16 protein-coding genes are annotated in these 18,770 nt (G+C 60.4%); 5 read left to right on the forward strand and 11 right to left on the reverse strand.

The window, feature by feature from the left end; translation table 11 throughout:
* Both DLD99_RS17090 and DLD99_RS17095 read right to left on the reverse strand, forming a co-directional pair.
* Entirely contained in the window at window positions 1–1,416 is a 1,416-nt protein-coding gene (locus DLD99_RS17090) for a cytochrome ubiquinol oxidase subunit I (protein ID WP_114886726.1), read from the reverse strand.
* A 109-nt stretch (window positions 1,417–1,525) separates the two neighbouring features.
* On the reverse strand, window positions 1,526–3,850 hold the full coding sequence (locus DLD99_RS17095; RefSeq protein ID WP_114883799.1) for an FdhF/YdeP family oxidoreductase: 2,325 nt from the start codon (window positions 3,848–3,850) through the stop codon (window positions 1,526–1,528).
* 357 nt (window positions 3,851–4,207) lie between these two features.
* On the opposite strand from DLD99_RS17095, the gene moaA reads away from it, so the two are divergent.
* Entirely contained in the window at window positions 4,208–5,206 is a 999-nt protein-coding gene (gene moaA, locus DLD99_RS17100) for a GTP 3',8-cyclase MoaA (protein WP_114883800.1), read from the forward strand.
* Between the two features lie 28 nt (window positions 5,207–5,234).
* Complete coding sequence (locus tag DLD99_RS17105; protein WP_114883802.1) at window positions 5,235–6,134, forward strand: bestrophin family protein; 900 nt, start codon at window positions 5,235–5,237, stop codon at window positions 6,132–6,134.
* 34 nt (window positions 6,135–6,168) lie between these two features.
* On the opposite strand, the gene DLD99_RS17110 is transcribed toward DLD99_RS17105, so the two are convergent.
* From DLD99_RS17110 to DLD99_RS17120, 3 genes are all read right to left on the reverse strand, one after another.
* The gene (locus tag DLD99_RS17110) at window positions 6,169–7,455 is read right to left on the reverse strand and encodes an ATP-binding protein (protein WP_114883804.1); all 1,287 of its coding nucleotides are present in this window, start codon (window positions 7,453–7,455) and stop codon (window positions 6,169–6,171) included.
* The gene (locus DLD99_RS17115; protein WP_085711475.1) at window positions 7,456–8,163 is read right to left on the reverse strand and encodes a response regulator; all 708 of its coding nucleotides are present in this window, start codon (window positions 8,161–8,163) and stop codon (window positions 7,456–7,458) included.
* A 139-nt stretch (window positions 8,164–8,302) separates the two neighbouring features.
* Complete coding sequence (locus DLD99_RS17120; protein WP_114883806.1) at window positions 8,303–8,911, reverse strand: MiaE family protein; 609 nt, start codon at window positions 8,909–8,911, stop codon at window positions 8,303–8,305.
* A gap of 159 nt (window positions 8,912–9,070) precedes the next feature.
* Here DLD99_RS17120 and DLD99_RS17125 point away from each other — a divergent pair, with 159 nt between their 5' ends.
* Complete coding sequence (locus DLD99_RS17125) at window positions 9,071–9,934, forward strand: universal stress protein (RefSeq protein WP_114883808.1); 864 nt, start codon at window positions 9,071–9,073, stop codon at window positions 9,932–9,934.
* Between the two features lie 45 nt (window positions 9,935–9,979).
* Here the strand turns inward: DLD99_RS17125 and DLD99_RS17130 are convergent, their stop codons facing one another.
* The gene (locus tag DLD99_RS17130; RefSeq protein WP_085711613.1) at window positions 9,980–10,450 is read right to left on the reverse strand and encodes a DUF1289 domain-containing protein; all 471 of its coding nucleotides are present in this window, start codon (window positions 10,448–10,450) and stop codon (window positions 9,980–9,982) included.
* 468 nt (window positions 10,451–10,918) lie between these two features.
* Between DLD99_RS17130 and acnB the strand changes: the two genes are divergently transcribed.
* Window positions 10,919–13,528 (forward strand): bifunctional aconitate hydratase 2/2-methylisocitrate dehydratase, encoded by a 2,610-nt coding sequence (gene acnB / locus DLD99_RS17135; protein WP_114883810.1) that lies wholly within the window; start codon window positions 10,919–10,921, stop codon window positions 13,526–13,528.
* A 67-nt stretch (window positions 13,529–13,595) separates the two neighbouring features.
* Here the strand turns inward: acnB and DLD99_RS17140 are convergent, their stop codons facing one another.
* From DLD99_RS17140 to DLD99_RS17155, 5 genes are all read right to left on the reverse strand, one after another.
* Window positions 13,596–15,215, reverse strand: a complete 1,620-nt coding sequence (locus DLD99_RS17140) for a SulP family inorganic anion transporter (RefSeq protein ID WP_244220745.1) — start codon at window positions 15,213–15,215, stop codon at window positions 13,596–13,598.
* Between the two features lie 28 nt (window positions 15,216–15,243).
* Window positions 15,244–15,861 carry a ParB-like protein gene (locus DLD99_RS17145; RefSeq protein ID WP_114883813.1) on the reverse strand — a complete coding sequence of 206 codons (618 nt, stop codon included), beginning with the start codon at window positions 15,859–15,861 and terminating at the stop codon, window positions 15,244–15,246.
* Window positions 15,862–15,997: 136 nt separating this feature from the next.
* The gene (locus DLD99_RS17150; protein ID WP_085732019.1) at window positions 15,998–17,278 is read right to left on the reverse strand and encodes an HAAAP family serine/threonine permease; all 1,281 of its coding nucleotides are present in this window, start codon (window positions 17,276–17,278) and stop codon (window positions 15,998–16,000) included.
* 257 nt (window positions 17,279–17,535) lie between these two features.
* Window positions 17,536–17,706: a hypothetical protein gene (locus DLD99_RS29240; protein ID WP_167443778.1), complete on the reverse strand. Its 171-nt coding sequence runs from the start codon at window positions 17,704–17,706 to the stop codon at window positions 17,536–17,538.
* Window positions 17,707–17,754: 48 nt separating this feature from the next.
* Window positions 17,755–18,042, reverse strand: coding sequence for a hypothetical protein (locus DLD99_RS17155; RefSeq protein ID WP_425272993.1), 288 nt, complete (start codon window positions 18,040–18,042; stop codon window positions 17,755–17,757).
* Window positions 18,043–18,222: 180 nt separating this feature from the next.
* On the opposite strand from DLD99_RS17155, the gene DLD99_RS17160 reads away from it, so the two are divergent.
* Window positions 18,223–18,606: a tautomerase family protein gene (locus DLD99_RS17160; RefSeq protein ID WP_114883815.1), complete on the forward strand. Its 384-nt coding sequence runs from the start codon at window positions 18,223–18,225 to the stop codon at window positions 18,604–18,606.
* Window positions 18,607–18,770: the final 164 nt, after the last annotated feature.

Consider the following 18,770-nt stretch of genomic DNA (forward strand, 5'->3'; position numbering starts at 1 on the left):
TCAGTGGACCCGGGTCGCGGATTCGAGGTTGTCGGTAACCGCCGAAAGTGGCCGGCGCGGGGTCTGCAACGGGGTGCCTTCGGGCGGATGTTCGTGGTGCGGCTGCGGGCCCTTGCTTACCAGTTTCATCATGTAGCCGATGCCCACGGTGAACACCGAGCAGTAGATGACGACGAACAGCGCCAGCGAGGTGCTCATCTGCGCCACCGAGTGATGGGACGCGGCGTCATGGGTACGCATCAGGCCGTACACCACCCACGGCTGACGCCCGACTTCGGTGGTGATCCAGCCGGCAAGCAGCGCGATCAGACCGCTTGGCCCCATCAACAGCATCAGACGCTGAAAGCCGCGATGACGGTAGACCTTGCCGTTGCGCCGCAACGCCAGACCCAGCACACCGACCAGAATCATCAACATGCCGAGCCCGGCCATCACGCGGAAGCTCCAGAAAATCACGGTCGAGTTAGGCCGGTCTTCTTTCGGGAAGCTCTTGAGCGCCGGAATCTGCTTGTCGAGGCTGTGGGTGAGGATCAGGCTGCCGAGGTACGGAATCTCGATCGCATACTTGGTCTTCTCCGCCTGCATGTCCGGGATGCCGAACAGCACCAGCGGGGTTGGCCCGTTGTCAGCGTTTTCCCAGTGGCCTTCGATGGCGGCGATTTTTGCCGGTTGGTGTTCCAGGGTGTTCAAGCCATGGGCGTCACCGACCACCGCTTGAATCGGCGCCACGATCAGCGCCATCCACAGCGCCATGGAAAACATCTTGCGCACCGGTTTGCTGTCGTTGCCACGCAGCAAATGCCAGGCTGCCGAAGCGCCGACGAAGAACGCCGTAGCAACGAATGCGGCAATCGCCATGTGCGCCAGCCGGAACGGGAACGACGGGTTGAACACGATGGCCAGCCAGTCCATCGGCATCACCCGGCCGTCGACGATTTCAAAGCCTTGCGGGGTCTGCATCCAGCTGTTGGAGGCGAGAATCCAGAAAGTCGAGATCAGCGTGCCGATGGCGACCATCACCGTGGCAAAGAAGTGCAAGCCACGGCCCACTCGATTCCAGCCAAACAGCATCACCCCGAGGAACCCGGCCTCGAGGAAGAACGCCGTCAGCACTTCATAGGTCAGCAACGGCCCGGTGATGCTGCCGGCGAAGTCGGAAAACCCGCTCCAGTTGGTGCCGAACTGGTACGCCATGACCAGACCCGAGACCACGCCCATGCCGAAGTTGACGGCGAAGATCTTCGACCAGAAGTGGTAGAGATCGCGGTACGTGTCGTTACGGGTTTTCAGCCACAGGCCTTCGAGCACCGCCAGGAAACTCGCCAGGCCAATGGTGATCGCCGGGAAAATGATGTGGAACGAAACCGTGAACGCGAATTGAATTCGCGCCAGGTCCAGTGCCTCCAGGTTGAACATGATGATGTCCTCATCAAGGCTGAAAAGCGGCAGCACACGGCCGGGCCACCGCCAGGCGCGAACGCCTGCAGCCAGTCAAAATGCAAAAGGGTTGGATCGCGTGAGTCGGTCAGGCCACCGACGACGGAATCAGGTTGCTCGCCTCGGCCGCTTCGAGGCGGATCGCCACGAACTTGGAGGTCGGCGTGTAGGTGCGATCACCGTAGCTTTCCAGCGGCACCAGCGGATTGGTTTCCGGGTAGTACGCGGCAGCCTGCCCGGCCGGAATGTCGTAGGCGATCAGTGTGAAACCGCTGACCCGACGCTCGCGCTCGTCATCCCACAGCGCCACCAGATCGACCTTCTGCCCCGGTTCGAAACCGAGCCGGCGGATGTCCTGCTCGTTGGCGAACACCACGTCGCGCATGCCGTAGACCCCGCGATAACGGTCGTCGAGGCCGTACAGCGTGGTGTTGTACTGGTCGTGGGAGCGCATGGTTTGCAGGATCAAATGCGGTTTGACCGGCAGGTTGCGTACGCCTTCGCTGATCAGATGTTCGGGCAGCACGCACGGGGTGAACTGAGCCTTACCGGATTCGGTTTTCCAGACACGGTCGGAGGCGTCGTTACCGAGGTGGAAACCACCGGGGATCAGCAGCTTCTCGTTGAAATTGTCGAAGCCCGGAATTACGTCGGCAATGAGGTTGCGGATGCGTCCGTAGTCGCCCACCGCCCATTCCCAGTCGATCGGGTGCTTGCCCAACGTGGCGGCAGCGATCCCGGCAATGATCGCCGGCTCGGATTTCAGATGGGCCGACTTTGGCTTCAACTGGCCGAACGACAAGTGCACCATGCTGAAGGTGTCTTCCACGGTCACGCCTTGCGGGCCTTCGGCCTGCACGTCGATGTCGGTACGGCCGAGGCACGGCAGGATCAGTGCATCACGCCCGGTCACCAGATGGCTGCGGTTGAGCTTGGTCGAGATGTGCACGCTCAGGTCGAGTTTGCGCATCGCCGCGTGGGTGCGCGGGGTGTCCGGCGTGGCTTGAGCGAAGTTGCCACCCAGACCGATGAACACCTTGGCTTCGCCACGCTCCATGGCACCGATCGCCATCACCGTGTTGTGGCCGTGCATACGCGGCACCTTGAAGTTGAAGCGTTTTTCCAGGGCGTCCATCAGCGCTTTCGGCGCCAGTTCGTTGATGCCCATGGTGCGGTCGCCCTGCACGTTACTGTGACCACGCACCGGCGACAGCCCGGCACCCGGACGGCCGACGTTGCCGCGCAGCAGTTGCAGGTTGATGACCTCCTGCAGGGTCGGCACCGAGTGCACGTGCTGGGTCAGGCCCATGGCCCAGCACATGATCACGCTCTTGGCGCGGGCATACATGCGCGCGGCCAGTTCGATGTCATGCAGCGGCACGCCGGACTGCTCGACGATGTGCTCCCAGCTCGTGGCATCGACTTCGGCCAGATAGCTGTCGAGACCCGACGTGTGCTCGGCAATGAACGCGTGATCGAACACCGCTTCGCCGCCGGTGGCCTGGGCTTCGCGCTCCCACTCCAGCAGGAACTTGGCCATGCCGCGAATCATTGCCATGTCACCGCCCAAGGCTGGACGGAAGTACGCAGTGTTGGTCGCTTCCCAGCCGTTACTCAGCATCTCGATCGGGTTCTGCGGGTTCTGGAAACGCTCCAGGCCACGCTCCTTGAGCGGATTGATGCACACCACCTGCGCGCCGCGTTTTACCGCTTCGCGCAGCGGTTCGAGCATGCGCGGGTGGTTGGTGCCGGGGTTCTGGCCGATGACGAAAATCGCATCGGCGTGGTGCAGGTCTTCATAGACCACAGTGCCTTTGCCGACACCGAGGCTCTCGCCCATGCTCACCGCACTGGCTTCGTGGCACATGTTCGAGCAGTCCGGGAAGTTGTTGGTGCCGTAGGCGCGGACGAACAACTGATAGAGAAACGCCGCTTCGTTACTGGCGCGGCCCGAGGTGTAGAACTCGGCCTCGTGCGGCGATTTCAGGCCTTTGAGGTGCTTGGCGATCAGCGCGAAGGCGTCGTCCCAGGTGGTTTCGACATAGCGGTCGACCCGGGCGTCGTAGCGCATCGGATGGGTGATCCGGCCCTGATATTCGAGCCAGTAATCGCTTTGCTCGGCCAGCGTCGACACCGTGTACTTGTTGAAGAATGCCGGGTCGACCAGGCGGCCGGTGGCTTCCCAGTTCACTGCTTTGGCGCCGTTCTCGCAGAACTTCAGCATGCTCGCACCGGGGGCTTCACCCCAGGCGCAACCGGGGCAGTCGAAGCCGCCGTTCTGGTTGGTCTTGAGCATGGCGCGGATGTTTTTCAGGGCGTTTTCACTGCCCAGCCAGTTCCTGGTGAGGCTGATCACAGCGCCCCAACCCGCAGCGGCGCCCTTGTAGGGTTTGTAACGGTCGACTTGTGACATGGGACTTCTCCATGACGATGCACACAGGCAAAAACCTGATCGGGTTTAAACAGCGACGACTGACTTTCAAGTTAAAAAAGCGGTCGTTTCGTTTGACGGGGCCAAGGATAGGAACCGCTGCAAAAACTTGTCTAATCGCTATTAATGACTGCGTTATCGAAAGCATCTATCACGGACTTAAATCCTTTAAATCCGGGCACTTGCAAAACTAAGAAGCGTAAAAAACCGAATAATTATTTCATCATCGACAGCATCAATCGGCCGGTCATTAATAGTGATTGGACGCTGTTCGAAGTTGCTCATAACCTGCGCCGACCCAATCCCTTCAATAGCGGATTTCACCCAAGCGAGGCTGTCATGTCAGAGCGCGTCTTGATCGATGGATACAACCGCCGCGTCGACTACCTGCGCATGTCGGTCACCGACCGTTGCGACTTCCGCTGTGTGTATTGCATGGCTGAAGACATGCAGTTTTTGCCGCGCCAACGGGTGCTGACGCTGGAGGAGATCTATCAACTGGCGCAGAGCTTTGTGGCGCTCGGTACCCGCAAGATCCGCCTGACTGGCGGTGAACCACTGATTCGTCCCGGCGTCGTCGGGTTGTGCAAGCAGATTGCTGCCCTGCCCGGCCTGCGCGAACTGTGCCTGACCACCAACGGCTCGCAGCTCGGAAAACTCGCCAGCCCGCTGTTCGACGCCGGGGTCAAGCGCCTCAACGTCAGTCTCGACAGCCTCGATGCCGAACGCTTCAGGCAGATGACCCGCACCGGCGACCTGGCACAAGTGATCAACGGCATCGATGCCGCCCGCGAGGCCGGATTTACCCGCACTAAACTCAACTGCGTGGTGATGCAGGGCCGCAACGATCACGAGATCAACGATCTGGTGCAGTTCGCCATCGAGCGGGATCTGGATATTTCTTTCATCGAGGAAATGCCGCTGGGCATCATCAGCGAACACAGCCGCGCCGAGTCGTTCTTCTCCAGTGCCCAGGTGCGTGAGCGGATTGCCGAGCGCTTCACCCTGATCGATTCCGCCGAGTCGACCCAAGGCCCGTCGCGCTACTGGCGGCTGGCAGAAGCGCCGCATATCCGGCTGGGGTTCATATCGCCCCACAGCCATAACTTCTGCGGCACCTGCAACCGGGTGCGGCTGACGGTCGAGGGGCGTTTGCTACTGTGTCTGGGGAACGAGCATTCGGTGGACTTGAAAGCGGTGCTGCGGGCCCACCCGGGTCAACCGCAACGGCTGGAGAAAGCGATCATCGACGCGATGAAGCTCAAGCCTTACCGGCACAACTTTGAAGTGAACGACGACGTGCAAGTGGTGCGTTTCATGAACATGACCGGCGGTTGAACCGCCACGTTTTCAAGGCAAAAACAGCATGATCATCCGACCCAAGGTCAATCAGTTCGCCATCCTGTTCACCCTCAAGGGCTCGATTGCCAAACGCATCGCCCTGCGCACCCTGATGGTCACGTTGCTGGCGTCGGCCATCGTGCTGGTGGAAATGCTCCATCCGAGCAACTTCACCAAGGTCAACGCCACGCCGTTCACCTTGCTCGGTCTGTCACTGTCGATCTTCATGAATTTTCGCAACAACGCCTGCTACGACCGCTGGTACGAAGCGCGCAAGGCCTGGGGCGAGGTGATCGTGCATGTGCGTTCGGTGATTCGCGAAACCCATGTCATCCGCGAATCGGCGCAACGCCGCTTGCTGTTGCTCAACCTCTGCGGTTTTGCCCACGCCTTGAATGCTCGGCTGCGCCGGGAAAACGAAGCTGCCGCCAGTGCCGAGTGGATCAACCCGCAACACGACGCACAGGTGCCGGACTACAGCGGGCGCATTTTGCAAACCGTCGGCCAGCAATGTTCCGATCTGCATGAAGCGGGCGATCTCAGTGAATGGCGCTACATGCTGCTGGCCAATCACCTGACCAGCCTGACCCAGGCGCAAGCGGTGTGCGAGCGGATCAAGAACACGCCGCTGCCCTTCCCTTACACCCTGCTGCTGCACCGCACGATCTACCTGTTCTGCATCCTGCTGCCGTTTGCCATGGCCGAACCGCTGGGCTGGCTGACGCCGCTGTTCACGGCGATTGTCAGCTACACGTTCTTTGGGCTGGATGCGATTGCCGATGAGCTGGAAGATCCGTTTGGGCGTGATGAAAATGACCTGCCGACCGATGCTCTGGTGCGGGGTATCGAGCGGGATATTCTCTCGGAGCTGGGCACCGAGCCGTTGCCGCCGGCGCTGAAACCGGTGGACTACGTGCTCAGTTAATCGAATACCTTCCCCTTCAGGGGAGGAAACTCCATCAATCCAGATGCGCCCAGGTCATGCGGAACGACGCCCCGCCCCACGGTGAATCGCCAACCTCGACCCGGCCGCCATGGGATTGCGATACCCGTCGCACCAATGCCAGCCCGAGGCCGAAACCACCGGTGCGGCGGTCGCGGCTGGCATCCAGGCGCGAGAACGGTTCGAAAATCTTCTCCCGACCGGCCAGCGGCACACCCGGGCCGTCGTCGTTGACCTGCACTTCGTATTGATCGCCGATGCGCACCAGCGACACCTCGACCCGTTGCTCGGCATATCGAATGGCGTTGCGCAGCAGATTGATCACCGCCCGCGCCATGAAGCGCGGCTCGATCCGCACCTCTTCGACCCGGCACTCGCCGATCAGCAGTTGCACGCCGGCCGCCTCGGCCTCCAGGGCCACGCTGCCCACCACACTGTCGAGCCAGTTGGCGGCCTGAATGTTTTCGCGGGTGATCACCGTCGCGCCTCGCTCGAGGCTGGCGTAGGTCAGCAGCTCGGAGACCATTTCTTCCAGCTCGCCCAGGTCGGCGTACATGTCGGCGATCAGTTCGCGGTTCTGGCTGGCGTCCGGCTGTTGCTTGAGCTGGTCGAGCTCGAACGACAACCGCGCAATCGGCGTGCGCAGTTCGTGGGACACGGCGTTGGTCAGTTCACGCTGATTGGCGATCAGGCCCTCGATGCGCGCCGCCATCAGGTTGAAGTGTTCGGCCAGGTCCCGGATGTTCGAGCGTTTTGAAAGCTGGATACGTGCGGAGAGGTCGTTGTCGCCGAAACGCTCGGCGGCCAGGCGCAGTTTTTCCAGATCGCGCCAGTGCGGGCGCACCCAGAAGTACAGGACAATCCCGAGCAGCACGGCCAGCATCATGTAAGCCGCCGAGATATAGAACGGCATCAGGCTCGGCTCCGGCGGCAGCTTGATGCTGAGCAGTTGCGAACCGCCGTCGATGTTGCTGATGAACTGGGTGTAGTCGTGGCGAATCACCAGCAGGCCCTGGTCCAGTTCGGCTTTTTCCTCATCGCTGAGCTTCAGGTGATCGGCCTCGACCAGACTCAGCGTCAGCCCGTAGTGCGGGCGCAGCGCGTCCAGTTGCGCTTCCCGCGCCGCACCTTTCTGGTCGCGCATGTGCTCGATCAGCGACCAGGCCTGGCCACGCACCGCCTCGCGGTTGTAGGCCTGCATCTGGTTGTCGAGCAGCGCGTTGAAGGTGTGTTCGACAGTTTGCAGCGCCGCCACCAGCCCGACGGTCATCACCAGAAACAGCCCGAGAAATAACCGCAGCATCTACAACTCCCACGCAAACGGATTGAACAGATAGCCCTTGCCCCACACGGTCTTGATGCACACCGGTTCGCGGGGATTGTCCTTGAGTTTGTTGCGCAACTTGCTGATGTACACGTCGACGCTGCGATTGAGGCCGTCGAAGGCGATGCCGCGCATACGGTTGAGAATGTCGTCGCGCGACAGGATGTTGCCGGCGGCACTGGCCAGCAGCCACAGCAGTTCGAATTCCATGGTGGTCAGCTCGATCAGTTCGCCGGCCAGACGCACTTCGCGGCAGCTGCGGTCGATGTGCAACTGACCGAACTCCAGGGAGCTGACCACACCGCTGTCCGGCACCTGCCGGCGTTGCAGCGCGCGCAGACGCGCGAGCAGCACCGGCGGTTTGATCGGCTTGATCACGTAATCGTCGGCCCCGGACTCCAGACCCAGAATGTGGTCGAGGTCATCTTCCTTGGCGGTCAGGATGACGATTGGTGTGTCCGACACGCTGCGGATTTCACGGCACACGTGCAGGCCGCTCTGCCCCGGCAACATCAGGTCGAGCACCACGACCTTGGGCTTGAATTCAAGAAACGCGGCCACGGCCAGATCGCCGCGATGCACCGTGCGCACCTCATAGCCGTGTTGTTCGAGAAAGTGGGCGATCAGCGCGGCAAGCCGCTCATCGTCTTCCACCAGCAGGACTCTGCCAAAACCCAGGTTATCCATAACGACCGTCGCCAACCCTCAGTGAAGTGGGCGACATTATGGCGGCATTCGCAGGCAAGACGATTATCGCGGGCAGCAAAAACCGGCCACTTGGGCCGGTTTTCGTTGATGTTTCATGCTCTTAAGAGTTTTTAACAATTCATGCCGCAACGGGTACGCCGCTGTGGAAACGGAATTCCTCGTCCGGCGATTCGATCAGCTCCTGCTCGGCGGCGCGGACTTTCTCGATCACTTGAGCGATGTCCTTGGCGTCGCCGTACTGATAGGCCAGTTTCAGGTAACCCTGGAAATGCCGGGCCTCGCTTTTCAGCAGGCCGAAGTAGAACTTGCCGAGTTCTTCGTCCAGATGCGGCACCAGCGCTTCGAACCGCTCGCAACTGCGGGCTTCGATGAAGGCGCCGACCACCAGAGTATCGACCAGTTTCACCGGTTCGTGGCTGCGCACCACTTTGCGCAGGCTCGAGGCATAGCGGCCGGCATGCAGCTGGCGCAGTTCGATCTTGCGTCGCTTCATGATGCGCATGACCTGTTCGTGGTGCACCAGTTCTTCCCGGGCCAGGCGCGACATCATGTTGATCAGATCGACATGGGAATGGTACTTGGCGATCAGGCTCAACGCGGTGCTGGCGGCCTTGAACTCGCAGTTCTTGTGGTCGATCAGCAGGGTTTCCTGATCGGCCAGCGCGGCTTCAACCCAGGCGTCAGGCGTGCGGCAACCAAGGAATTCGTGGATTTCGGGAAGGATCATGGGGCTCACGGTCAAAAGGTGTTCGAGCGAAGGGCGCCGATTATACCGGCCTGCCCGCAGACCACCAGCGCCAGCCCTTGATATGCATCAAGTCGCGGACGGATGCGCAGCAACTATAGTTGTGCAACGTCGTGCCTTTTCATTGCTGGAGACTCACTCATGCAAGCCATTCGCAGCATTCTGGTGGTCATCGAACCCGAACACGCGGAAAGCCTGGCGCTCAAGCGCGCCAAGCTGATCGCCGGGGTGACCCAGGCCCATCTGCACCTGCTGGTCTGCGACAAGAAGCACGATCACGCCGGCATGCTCAGCGTGCTCAAGGCCGCGCTTTTGGCGGACGGCTACAGCGTCACCACCGAACAGGCGTGGAACGAGAGCCTGCACGAAACCATCATCGACGTGCAGCAGGCCGAAGGCTGCGGGCTGGTGATCAAGCAGCATTTCCCCGACAGTTCGCTGAAAAAAGCCCTGCTGACGCCGGCGGACTGGAAACTGCTGCGCCACTGCCCGACCCCGGTGCTGCTGGTAAAAACCTCCGCTTCCTGGAAAGACCGAGTGATTCTGGCGGCAGTCGATGTGGGCAATGCCGATGGCGAACACCGTCACCTGCACACCACCATCATCGACCACGGCTATGACATCGCCAGCCTGGCCAAAGGGCATCTGCACGTGATTACCGCCCATCCGTCACCGATGCTCTCGGCCGCCGACCCGACTTTCCAGCTCAAGGAAACCATCGAGGCGCGCTATCGCGAGCAATGCCAGGCGTTCCAGGCTGAATTCGATGTCGATGACGAGCATTTGCATGTCGAGGAAGGTCCGGCGGACGTGCTGATTCCGTTCATGGCGCACAAGCTCCAGGCGGCGGTGACCGTGATTGGCACCGTGGCGCGTACCGGGTTGTCCGGGGCGTTGATCGGCAATACCGCCGAAGTGGTGCTGGATGCGCTGGAGAGTGATGTGCTGGTGCTCAAGCCGCAGGAGGTTGAAGACCATTTGGTGGAGCTGGCGGTGAAGCATTAAGCATTGTTGTCATCCTGTGGCGAGGACACTCGCCACAGGTAACGCTTACTCGCCCAGTGCATCCTTCAGGAAACCCGGTGCGATGTAGCGCTGATAGTGCGCTTCCGACAGCAGGAAAAATTCCCGATCAATGGCATCTCGCAGTTCCGGCAGGTTCCAGTCGCGAAACTCCGGCAGCAATACCATCCCGTAGGCTTCCAGATTAATGATCACCCGCGCGCCCCGGGCGATCAGCTGGTACGCCCAGCAATATTCCGACTGATGCGGCACGAAGCGGATCTTGCGCTGTTCCAGCTGCTGGCGCAGCCGCGCCGGGTCGAAGACCTCGACCTTGCTCGCCATCACTTGTGACAGCAATTGCTCAAGACGCAACCACACCGCGCGCTTTTCCTCCTCGTTGTAACCGTTCCAGTGGATCACTTCGTGGTGGAAACGCTTGCAGCCACGGCACACCAGATCACCGTAAACAGTGGAGCAGAGGCCGACGCAGGGAGTCTTGATGGTCTGATTGGGCATAAATGGGCAGAACACTTGAAACGCGGAACAGGTCGGCATGTTAGCCCTTTGTCCGGCATTCATCACCCCTCAAACATCAGGGGCAAGCGCTGGATCGGGGTTTGCCCTGCCTGCGCACAACGCCACCAAAGTCCAATAGAGCCCGACTTACCTTTAAATTTTTTTTGCCGTAGAATCAGCCAGCCTTTTTAGGCGCCAATGTCCGTTAGAAGCTGTTTTCAAAGCGTCACGAGCACAGTCGTTCCTTCAGAGCGGTGTTGGCGAAGGGTTTTTCCAGCGGGGAAAAGCCCAACGCCAACCCTCATCAGCTCCCCGTTCTGCAGGCGTAAAACTTTGAAAGCAGCTTCTGTAAGGAATTGCCGGTAATTCTGGCCGAACGACCCACAACGTCGTGAGGAGCATGAGTACGGCAATTTCGGGATGAGCGTCCCGGACACCCATTTGGGACCACTGATGAGGGTAATAACTGTGCTTGAAGCCTACCGCAAACATATCGAAGAGCGTGCAGCACTGGGTATCGTTCCCCAGCCGCTTAACGCCGAACAAACTGCAGGCCTGGTCGAGCTGCTGAAGAATCCTCCGGCTGGCGAAGAAGCTTTCCTCGTTGACCTGATCACCAATCGCGTACCACCAGGAGTGGACGAAGCCGCCTACGTCAAGGCCGGTTTCCTCTCCGCACTGGCCAAGGGCGAAGTCTCCTCCCCTCTGCTGGACAAGAAACGCGCTGTAGAACTGCTCGGCACCATGCAGGGCGGCTACAACATCGTGACCCTGGTCGAACTGCTGGACAACGCCGAACTGGCGCCAGTGGCCGCCGAAGAACTCAAGCACACCCTGCTGATGTTCGATGCCTTCCACGACGTGGCTGAAAAAGCCAAGAACGGCAACGTTCACGCCAAGGCCGTGCTGCAATCCTGGGCTGACGGCGAGTGGTTCAAGAAGCGCCCTGTGCTGGCCGACAAGATCAGCCTGCGCGTCTTCAAGGTGACCGGCGAAACCAACACCGACGACCTGTCCCCTGCTCCAGACGCCTGGTCGCGTCCTGACATCCCGCTGCACGCCCTGGCCATGCTGAAAATGGCCCGTGACGGCATCGTTCCGGACGAGCAAGGCAAGACCGGCCCGATGAAGCAGATCGAAGAAATGCGCGGCCAGGGCTTCCCTATCGCCTACGTCGGTGACGTGGTCGGTACCGGTTCCTCGCGTAAATCCGCGACCAACTCGGTCCTGTGGTTCTTCGGTGACGACATCCCTTACGTGCCGAACAAGCGCGGCGGCGGCTTCTGCTTCGGCAGCAAGATCGCTCCGATCTTCTACAACACCATGGAAGATGCCGGCGCACTGCCTATCGAGTTCGACGTATCGAACATGAACATGGGCGACGTGATCGACCTGTACCCGCATGCCGGCAAAGTCTGCAAGCACGGTACCGACGAAGTCATCACCACCTTCGAAATGAAGACCCCGGTCCTGCTGGACGAAGTCCGCGCCGGCGGCCGTATCCCGCTGATCATCGGCCGTGGCCTGACCGAGAAGGCTCGCGCCGAACTGGGTCTGCCAGCATTCGACCTGTTCAAGAAACCTGAAGCTCCGGCCGAAAGCACCAAGGGTTACACCCTGGCGCAGAAAATGGTCGGCAAGGCCTGCGGTCTGGCAGAAGGCAAAGGCATCCGTCCTGGCACCTACTGCGAACCGAAGATGACCACCGTAGGTTCTCAGGACACCACCGGTCCAATGACCCGTGACGAACTGAAAGACCTGGCGTGCCTGGGCTTCTCCGCTGATCTGGTAATGCAGTCCTTCTGCCACACCGCGGCTTATCCAAAGCCGATCGACGTGACCACCCACCACACCCTGCCTGACTTCATCATGACCCGCGGCGGCGTTTCCCTGCGTCCGGGCGACGGCATCATCCACTCGTGGCTGAACCGCATGCTGCTGCCGGACACCGTGGGTACCGGTGGTGACTCGCACACCCGTTTCCCGATGGGCATCTCGTTCCCGGCCGGTTCCGGTCTGGTCGCGTTCGCCGCAGCCACCGGCGTCATGCCGCTGGACATGCCGGAATCGATCCTGGTGCGCTTCAAAGGCAAGATGAAACCTGGCATCACCCTGCGTGACCTAGTTCATGCCATTCCTTACTTCGCTATCCAGAACGGTCTGCTGACCGTCGAGAAGAAAGGCAAGAAAAACGCCTTCTCCGGCCGCATCCTGGAAATCGAAGGCCTGGAAGGTCTGACCCTGGAACAGGCGTTCGAACTGTCCGACGCCTCGGCCGAACGTTCGGCTGCCGGTTGCACCATCAAGCTGTCGAAAGAGTCGATCACCGAGTACCTGCAGTCCAACATCACCCTGCTGCGCTGGATGATCGGCGAAGGCTACGGCGATGCGCGTACCCTGGAACGTCGTGCTCAAGCGATGGAAGCCTGGATCGCCAACCCTGAGCTGATGGAAGCCGATGCCGACGCCGAATACGCCGAAGTCATCGAAATCGATCTGGCCGACATCAGCGAGCCTGTACTGTGCGCGCCGAACGACCCGGACGACGCCCGTCTGCTGTCCAGCGTTGCTGGCGAGAAGATCGACGAAGTGTTCATCGGTTCGTGCATGACCAACATCGGTCACTTCCGCGCTGCCGGTAAACTGCTGGATCAGGTCAAGGGTCAGCTGCCAACCCGTCTGTGGCTGTCGCCGCCGACCAAGATGGACGCTCACCAACTGACCGAAGAAGGCTACTACGGCATCTACGGCAAGGCCGGCGCCCGCATGGAAATGCCAGGCTGCTCGCTGTGCATGGGTAACCAGGCACGCGTCGAGCCGAACAGCACCGTGGTGTCGACTTCGACCCGTAACTTCCCGAACCGTCTGGGCGACGGCGCGAACGTCTACCTGGCTTCGGCCGAGCTGGCGTCCGTTGCTTCGATCCTGGGTCGCCTGCCGACCGTCGAGGAGTACATGGAATACGCTGGCAAGATCGACAGCATGGCGGCCGATGTTTACCGCTACCTGTCCTTCGACCAGATTGCCGAGTTCCGTGAAGCTGCTGCGAACGCCAAGATCCCGGTCGTTCAAGCCTAACGCTGCAACGCAATGAAAAACGCCGCCCATCGCGAGATGAGCGGCGTTTTTTTATGCCTGCGGAAACTCATGCATTGAGCTTGAGTGCCTGCTGAACCGCCTCGTCCACACTCAAACCGCTCAACAGCACCTGCTCGCGTTCCAGTGCAGGCAATTGCGCCAGCACGGTCTGCGCCTCATGCTTGAGTCGGGCCAGAATCAACAGTTTGTCCTCAGCCCGCACCTGCAGGAAGAATGCTTCCAGCGCCTCGATGCTGGTGCCGTCCAGATCCGGTGATTCTTCCAGACTCAGGATAATCGTGTGCACCGCCGCCGGCGCATGCCGAGCCAGCCGCAGCGCGCCGCCGAGAATCCGTTCCACGTTAGCGAAAAACAGTGCCTCGCTCGGACGCACGATCAGCACGCCGGGGATTTCCCGGGCATCCGGATGGCGCTGCACGTCGACGTAATCGTGACCGCCGCCCATTTGTCCCAGCACCTGGATATCCGCCGAGGACATCTGTTTGAGCATCAGCACCACACTGATCGCCACCGCCAGCAGCAAACCGTCGAGCACGCCGAGCACCAGCACCGCCGCCACCGCGCAAATCACTAACAAGCGGTCACGGCGCCAGATGAAGTAGCGGCCCAGCGGTTGCAGGCTCAGCGCTCGTCCCAGTGCGTGAATCACAATGGCGGCCAGCACCGGTTCCGGGGTCAGGGCGATGTAAGGCAGCACCGTCAAAACGATCAGCAACACCACTGCCGCTGCGACAACGCCCGCCAACCGCGATGTAGCGCCCGCCGCCTCATTGGCCGACGTCGCTGAATACCCGGCCCCGGCCGGCATGCCATGAAACAGCCCCGATAGCAGATTGGACGCGCCAAGGGCCAGCAGATCGCGGTTCGAGGACACCCGATCGCCGTGTTTCAGGGCAAACGAGCTGATCGAGCCATAGGACTCGGCGTACAGAATCATCACCATGGCAAACGCCAGTTCGCCGAGTCGCAGCCAGTCGGCAAACGGCATGTTCGGCAGCTGTGGCATCTCCAGCGCCAGGTCGATGATTCCGATCAGCTTCACCCCGTAGGCCGGCAGGTTCAGCCATTGGCTGGCGGCAATGCCCAGAGCGACGACGATCAGCCCGCCCGGCACCCGACGAAAGCGGGCGCAGACCATCAGTACCAGCAACGCCACCAGCGCTACTCCGGCGCCCGCAAGGTTCCATTTTGGCCACTGCTCCAACAACTGCGGCAGAAAGCGAACCAGGTTGCTCTCAGTCAGGTGGACATCGACGACACTCGCCACCTGCTTGAGGATGATCGTCACCGCCAATCCCAGTGCAAAGCCACGCAACACCGGCTTGGCGATGAAGGATGTCACGCTGCCAAGCTTGAACAACCCCGCCAGCAGAAACAGCACCCCGGTCATCATCACCAGGCCGACCGCCAGGCTCAGGCGCAAGGCCGGATCGCCGCCAGCCAGCGAAGCCGTCGCAGCCGCCAGCACCGCCGCCGAGGACGACGTGGCCGAGACCACGGCAAAGCGGCTGGTGCCCATCAACGCGTAACACAGCAGCCCGGCGAACAACGCGATCACCCCGGCCTGGGGTGGCAACGCGGCAATGCTGGAATACGCCACGGCCTCGGGCAGTAACAGACCGGCAATCGACAACCCGGCCAGCAGGTCCTGGCTACGACTTTGCACTTCGGGTCGGGAAGCGGCACTCAGAGGTTCAGTTGACAATCGGACCCACCCACCCTGGCAGATACCGAGCTTCCTGACTGCGGGCCAGATTCATGGCTTTGGTCTGCAATTTGGGACTGAGGTCGTTGATCTGATCACTGGCAATGCGGCTGCGAAAGAAGTCCGCCCAGAGAAATTCGCTATAGGGCGTCGCGTCCTTGGCGTAGCCACCAGCCCGGCGCAAACGTCCGGCGAGGCTGCGATAAGGGTCATCCTGTAAGTCGGCGATAGATTTTGGAATGGCTTCAAAGGTGCGCCGGACACCGCGACCGTCGTAGGGGTGCGCCCACTGGTTGAAGTTCATCACGTTCCAGAACGTCACCGTGTCGACAAACGAAAGATCCTTGAGCACCAGCAAGGAGGCTTTCTTGACCTCTTCTTCGATCAGCGCCAGACCAAAGTGATGGTGATCGACGATGTAGTAGACGCCTTCAGGCCCGAGCACACTGGGGAACCAGTGATTGTCCAGCGCTGCCGCCCGCTCCTTGCGTTTGAGTTTTTTCCATTCCTGGCGCTTGTCGGCGACTTCGGCGAGGCCGACCGTAAGCTGAGTGGGATGGAGTTTTTCCAGTTTGGCGCTGATCAATTGGGGTCGTGCACGGGGCATGTGGCATCTCCGGGGAAAAGTGCCTTTCAAGCGTAGCCGTTTATGCCTTGGGATGCGTGCCCTGGATCAGGCACTGAGGGGTCTTGCAAAAGCGGGGGCGAATTGCTCGCCCCCGCTTTGAGCTGCTGGCCTGGAATCAGGCGGCCAGCGAGTAGATCAACGCCGAAATGGCCACCAGGCCTACAGCGGTGACAAACACGTTCGACGCCTGACCGCGATAGCGCGCCATGGCCGGTACCTTGCGGATCGCGTACATCGGCATCAGGAACAGGATCGCCGCGATGACCGGGCCACCGATGGTTTCGATCATGCCGAGGATGCTCGGGTTCAGGGTCGCCACGATCCAGCACACCACCAGCATGAACGCTGCAACGATGCGATCCAGGGCCTTGGCGCCCGGGCGCTTGCCGCTTTTTACGATCAGGCCTTTGAGACCTTCGCTGGCGCCTATGTAGTGGCCGAGGAACGACTTGGAGATGGCCACGAACGCGATCAACGGCGCGGCGAACGCGATGGTCGGGTTGCTGAAGTGGTTGGCCAGGTACGACAGGATCGACAGGTTTTGCGCCTTGGCTTCAGCCAGTTGCTCCGGCGACAGGGTCAGTACGCAGCTGAAGACAAAGAACAGCACCATCACCACCATCAGCAGGTGGGCACGGGACAGGATCTGCGAGCTGCGCTCGTCGGCGTGAACGCCGTAACGACGCTTCTGGTCCACCGCGAACGCCGAGATGATCGGCGAGTGGTTGAACGAGAACACCATCACCGGAATCGCCAGCCACAGCGTGTGCAGCAGCGCCGACGGCGCCGGCACCTGCGAAGCGGTGCTCAGGATGCCGCCGTTCCAGTGCGGAATCAGGTACACCGCCAGGAACAGCAGCGCGACGATGAATGGATACACCATCAGGCTCATGGCCTTGACGATCACTTGTTCACCGCAACGAACAACAGCCAGCAGGCCGAGGATCAGCACGAACGACAGCAGCGCGCGCGGTGGCGGCGTGATGTGCAGTTGGTGTTCGAGGAAACTGGCGACCGTGTTGGTCAGGCCAACGCTGTAGATCAGCAGGATCGGGAAGATTGCGAAGAAGTACAGCAGGGTGATCAGCGCGCCGGCCTTGATGCCGAAATGCTGTTCCACCACCTCAGTGATGTCGGCGCCTTCGCGACCGGAGAGCACGAAGCGGGTCAGACCGCGGTGTGCGAAGAACGTCATGGGGAATGCCAGCAGCGCGAGGATCACCAGCGGCCAGAAGCCACCCAGACCTGCGTTGATCGGCAAAAACAGGGTGCCGGCGCCGATGGCCGTCCCGAACAGTCCCAACATCCAGGTAGTGTCATGGCGATTCCAGCTCGACAATTGGGCTGGTGCTGCCGTTTCAAAGCGTTGTTCGACGCTATTGGCCTGATCATTCATCCGGTCGGATCTCCGCATTCCGGTCACTTGCCACTCGGTCAGGACGCGTCGGAAAAAACCGACAGACATGCTCCGGCCGAAACAGGGGCGCGATTCTCCGCGATAAATGAGCAGAAGCAAAGACTTAGCTGAGGAATGGTTGTGCGGAGCAGATTGGAGGATTGTCGTTTTTGGGAAAATAGCTGTCGGCACCAGATACGTAAAATGTCGCTTTATGACACGTTCCGGCGCCGAATGCGCCATTGGGGGAAACCCGGTCAAATTGATCGGGCCAACATGAAGCCAAGGGACATGCAAAAGATGCCCAGTCCCAGCAAGCCCCAGATCGGGCGCATTTCTTTCCTGTTTTTGATCCGTATTTTCTCGGCCCACTCATCGTGTTCCCGTTCCAATTGTTCCATTCTGGCTTTGGCGTCATAGGTGCTCATGTTGATTTCCTTTTGGGTCATGTGTCTGAAGATGGCGAAAACGAACGCTCAAAACCTGAAAAAGACGCCAGCCAATGCCGCGCTTGCCGTTAACACACCGGCCACTACCGCGACTGGATAAAAATACGTCTCCCATTTCAGCTTCTTTTCTTCCGCAAGAAGCTTTTGCCGTTCAGCCACAAGTTTTCGCGTTTCGTTATGCAGCCTGTCGAGTTCCAGGTTTTCACGGTTGTTCTGAAGCATTGGCCTTCCTTGGCTGATGGCAATTTCCGGCCAGGCCGCCGCTTCATCCTGAAGAACGCGCCCTGTCCTGCTATCTATGGTTTCGTGCTTCACATCTCGCCGTATAGCGGATAAATCCGGCAGCACTCGTAGGCAACATCCGTAAATACAGCAGGACGCGGGCATCCGTTTCCTAACGTTTTTAAACAACCTCACCGATTGGCATTTTCGGCTATACCCAATGGCGAACCGACTGACAGCCCCTTCCAGTCCCCTGCCCCATGGAGCCCTCCCATGCCCCTCGTCCGTGTCGAACTCAAGAAACGCCCCGACCCGACCTTCGCCAAACGCGTCGGCGCGCAGATCTACGCCGCCATGCGCAGCACGATCAATGTGCCGGAACACGACAACTTCCAGATCCTGGCCGAACACGACGGCGAGCATTTCGTCTTCGATACGCAATACCTGGGGATCCAGCGCAGCGACCAGTTGGTGATCATCCAGATCACCCTCAATGAGGGCCGGACGCTGGAGCAGAAAAAGGCGTTGTACCAGACCATCGCCCGGAACCTGAACACGCACCTGTCGATCCGTCTGGAAGATGTGTTCATCAATCTGGTCGAGGTGAAAAAAGAGAACTGGTCGTTCGGCAACGGTATCGCCCAGTACGCCAGTTGATTCACCTGCCCGCGATCCGCCGGCGCAGCGTCCGCGAGTTGTTCGGCACCGCCGACATCGCCTTCTGACGAAGCGCCCGCGCACTCCCCGCATCAGCTCCTACACTGGCTGGTGCGGGGCAATGTCGGCCATTGCCAAACCGCTCTGCAATCAGCACTCTGACA

Source organism: Pseudomonas kribbensis (assembly GCF_003352185.1).
Taxonomy (GTDB): Bacteria; Pseudomonadota; Gammaproteobacteria; order Pseudomonadales; family Pseudomonadaceae; genus Aquipseudomonas; species Aquipseudomonas kribbensis.

Excerpts from the sequence above, each read along its gene's own strand:
- DLD99_RS17160 (WP_114883815.1), top strand. The coding sequence starts at position 18,223 with ATGCCCCTCGTCCGTGTCGAACTCAAGAAACGCCCCGACCCGACCTTC.
- DLD99_RS17150 (WP_085732019.1), bottom strand. The coding sequence starts at position 17,278 with ATGAATGATCAGGCCAATAGCGTCGAACAACGCTTTGAAACGGCAGCA.
- DLD99_RS17095 (WP_114883799.1), bottom strand. The coding sequence starts at position 3,850 with ATGTCACAAGTCGACCGTTACAAACCCTACAAGGGCGCCGCTGCGGGT.
- moaA (WP_114883800.1), top strand. The coding sequence starts at position 4,208 with ATGTCAGAGCGCGTCTTGATCGATGGATACAACCGCCGCGTCGACTAC.
- DLD99_RS29240 (WP_167443778.1), bottom strand. The coding sequence starts at position 17,706 with ATGAGCACCTATGACGCCAAAGCCAGAATGGAACAATTGGAACGGGAA.
- DLD99_RS17090 (WP_114886726.1), bottom strand. The coding sequence starts at position 1,416 with ATGTTCAACCTGGAGGCACTGGACCTGGCGCGAATTCAATTCGCGTTC.
- DLD99_RS17125 (WP_114883808.1), top strand. The coding sequence starts at position 9,071 with ATGCAAGCCATTCGCAGCATTCTGGTGGTCATCGAACCCGAACACGCG.
- DLD99_RS17110 (WP_114883804.1), bottom strand. The coding sequence starts at position 7,455 with ATGCTGCGGTTATTTCTCGGGCTGTTTCTGGTGATGACCGTCGGGCTG.
- DLD99_RS17105 (WP_114883802.1), top strand. The coding sequence starts at position 5,235 with ATGATCATCCGACCCAAGGTCAATCAGTTCGCCATCCTGTTCACCCTC.
- DLD99_RS17145 (WP_114883813.1), bottom strand. The coding sequence starts at position 15,861 with ATGCCCCGTGCACGACCCCAATTGATCAGCGCCAAACTGGAAAAACTC.
- DLD99_RS17120 (WP_114883806.1), bottom strand. The coding sequence starts at position 8,911 with ATGATCCTTCCCGAAATCCACGAATTCCTTGGTTGCCGCACGCCTGAC.
- DLD99_RS17130 (WP_085711613.1), bottom strand. The coding sequence starts at position 10,450 with ATGCCCAATCAGACCATCAAGACTCCCTGCGTCGGCCTCTGCTCCACT.
- DLD99_RS17115 (WP_085711475.1), bottom strand. The coding sequence starts at position 8,163 with ATGGATAACCTGGGTTTTGGCAGAGTCCTGCTGGTGGAAGACGATGAG.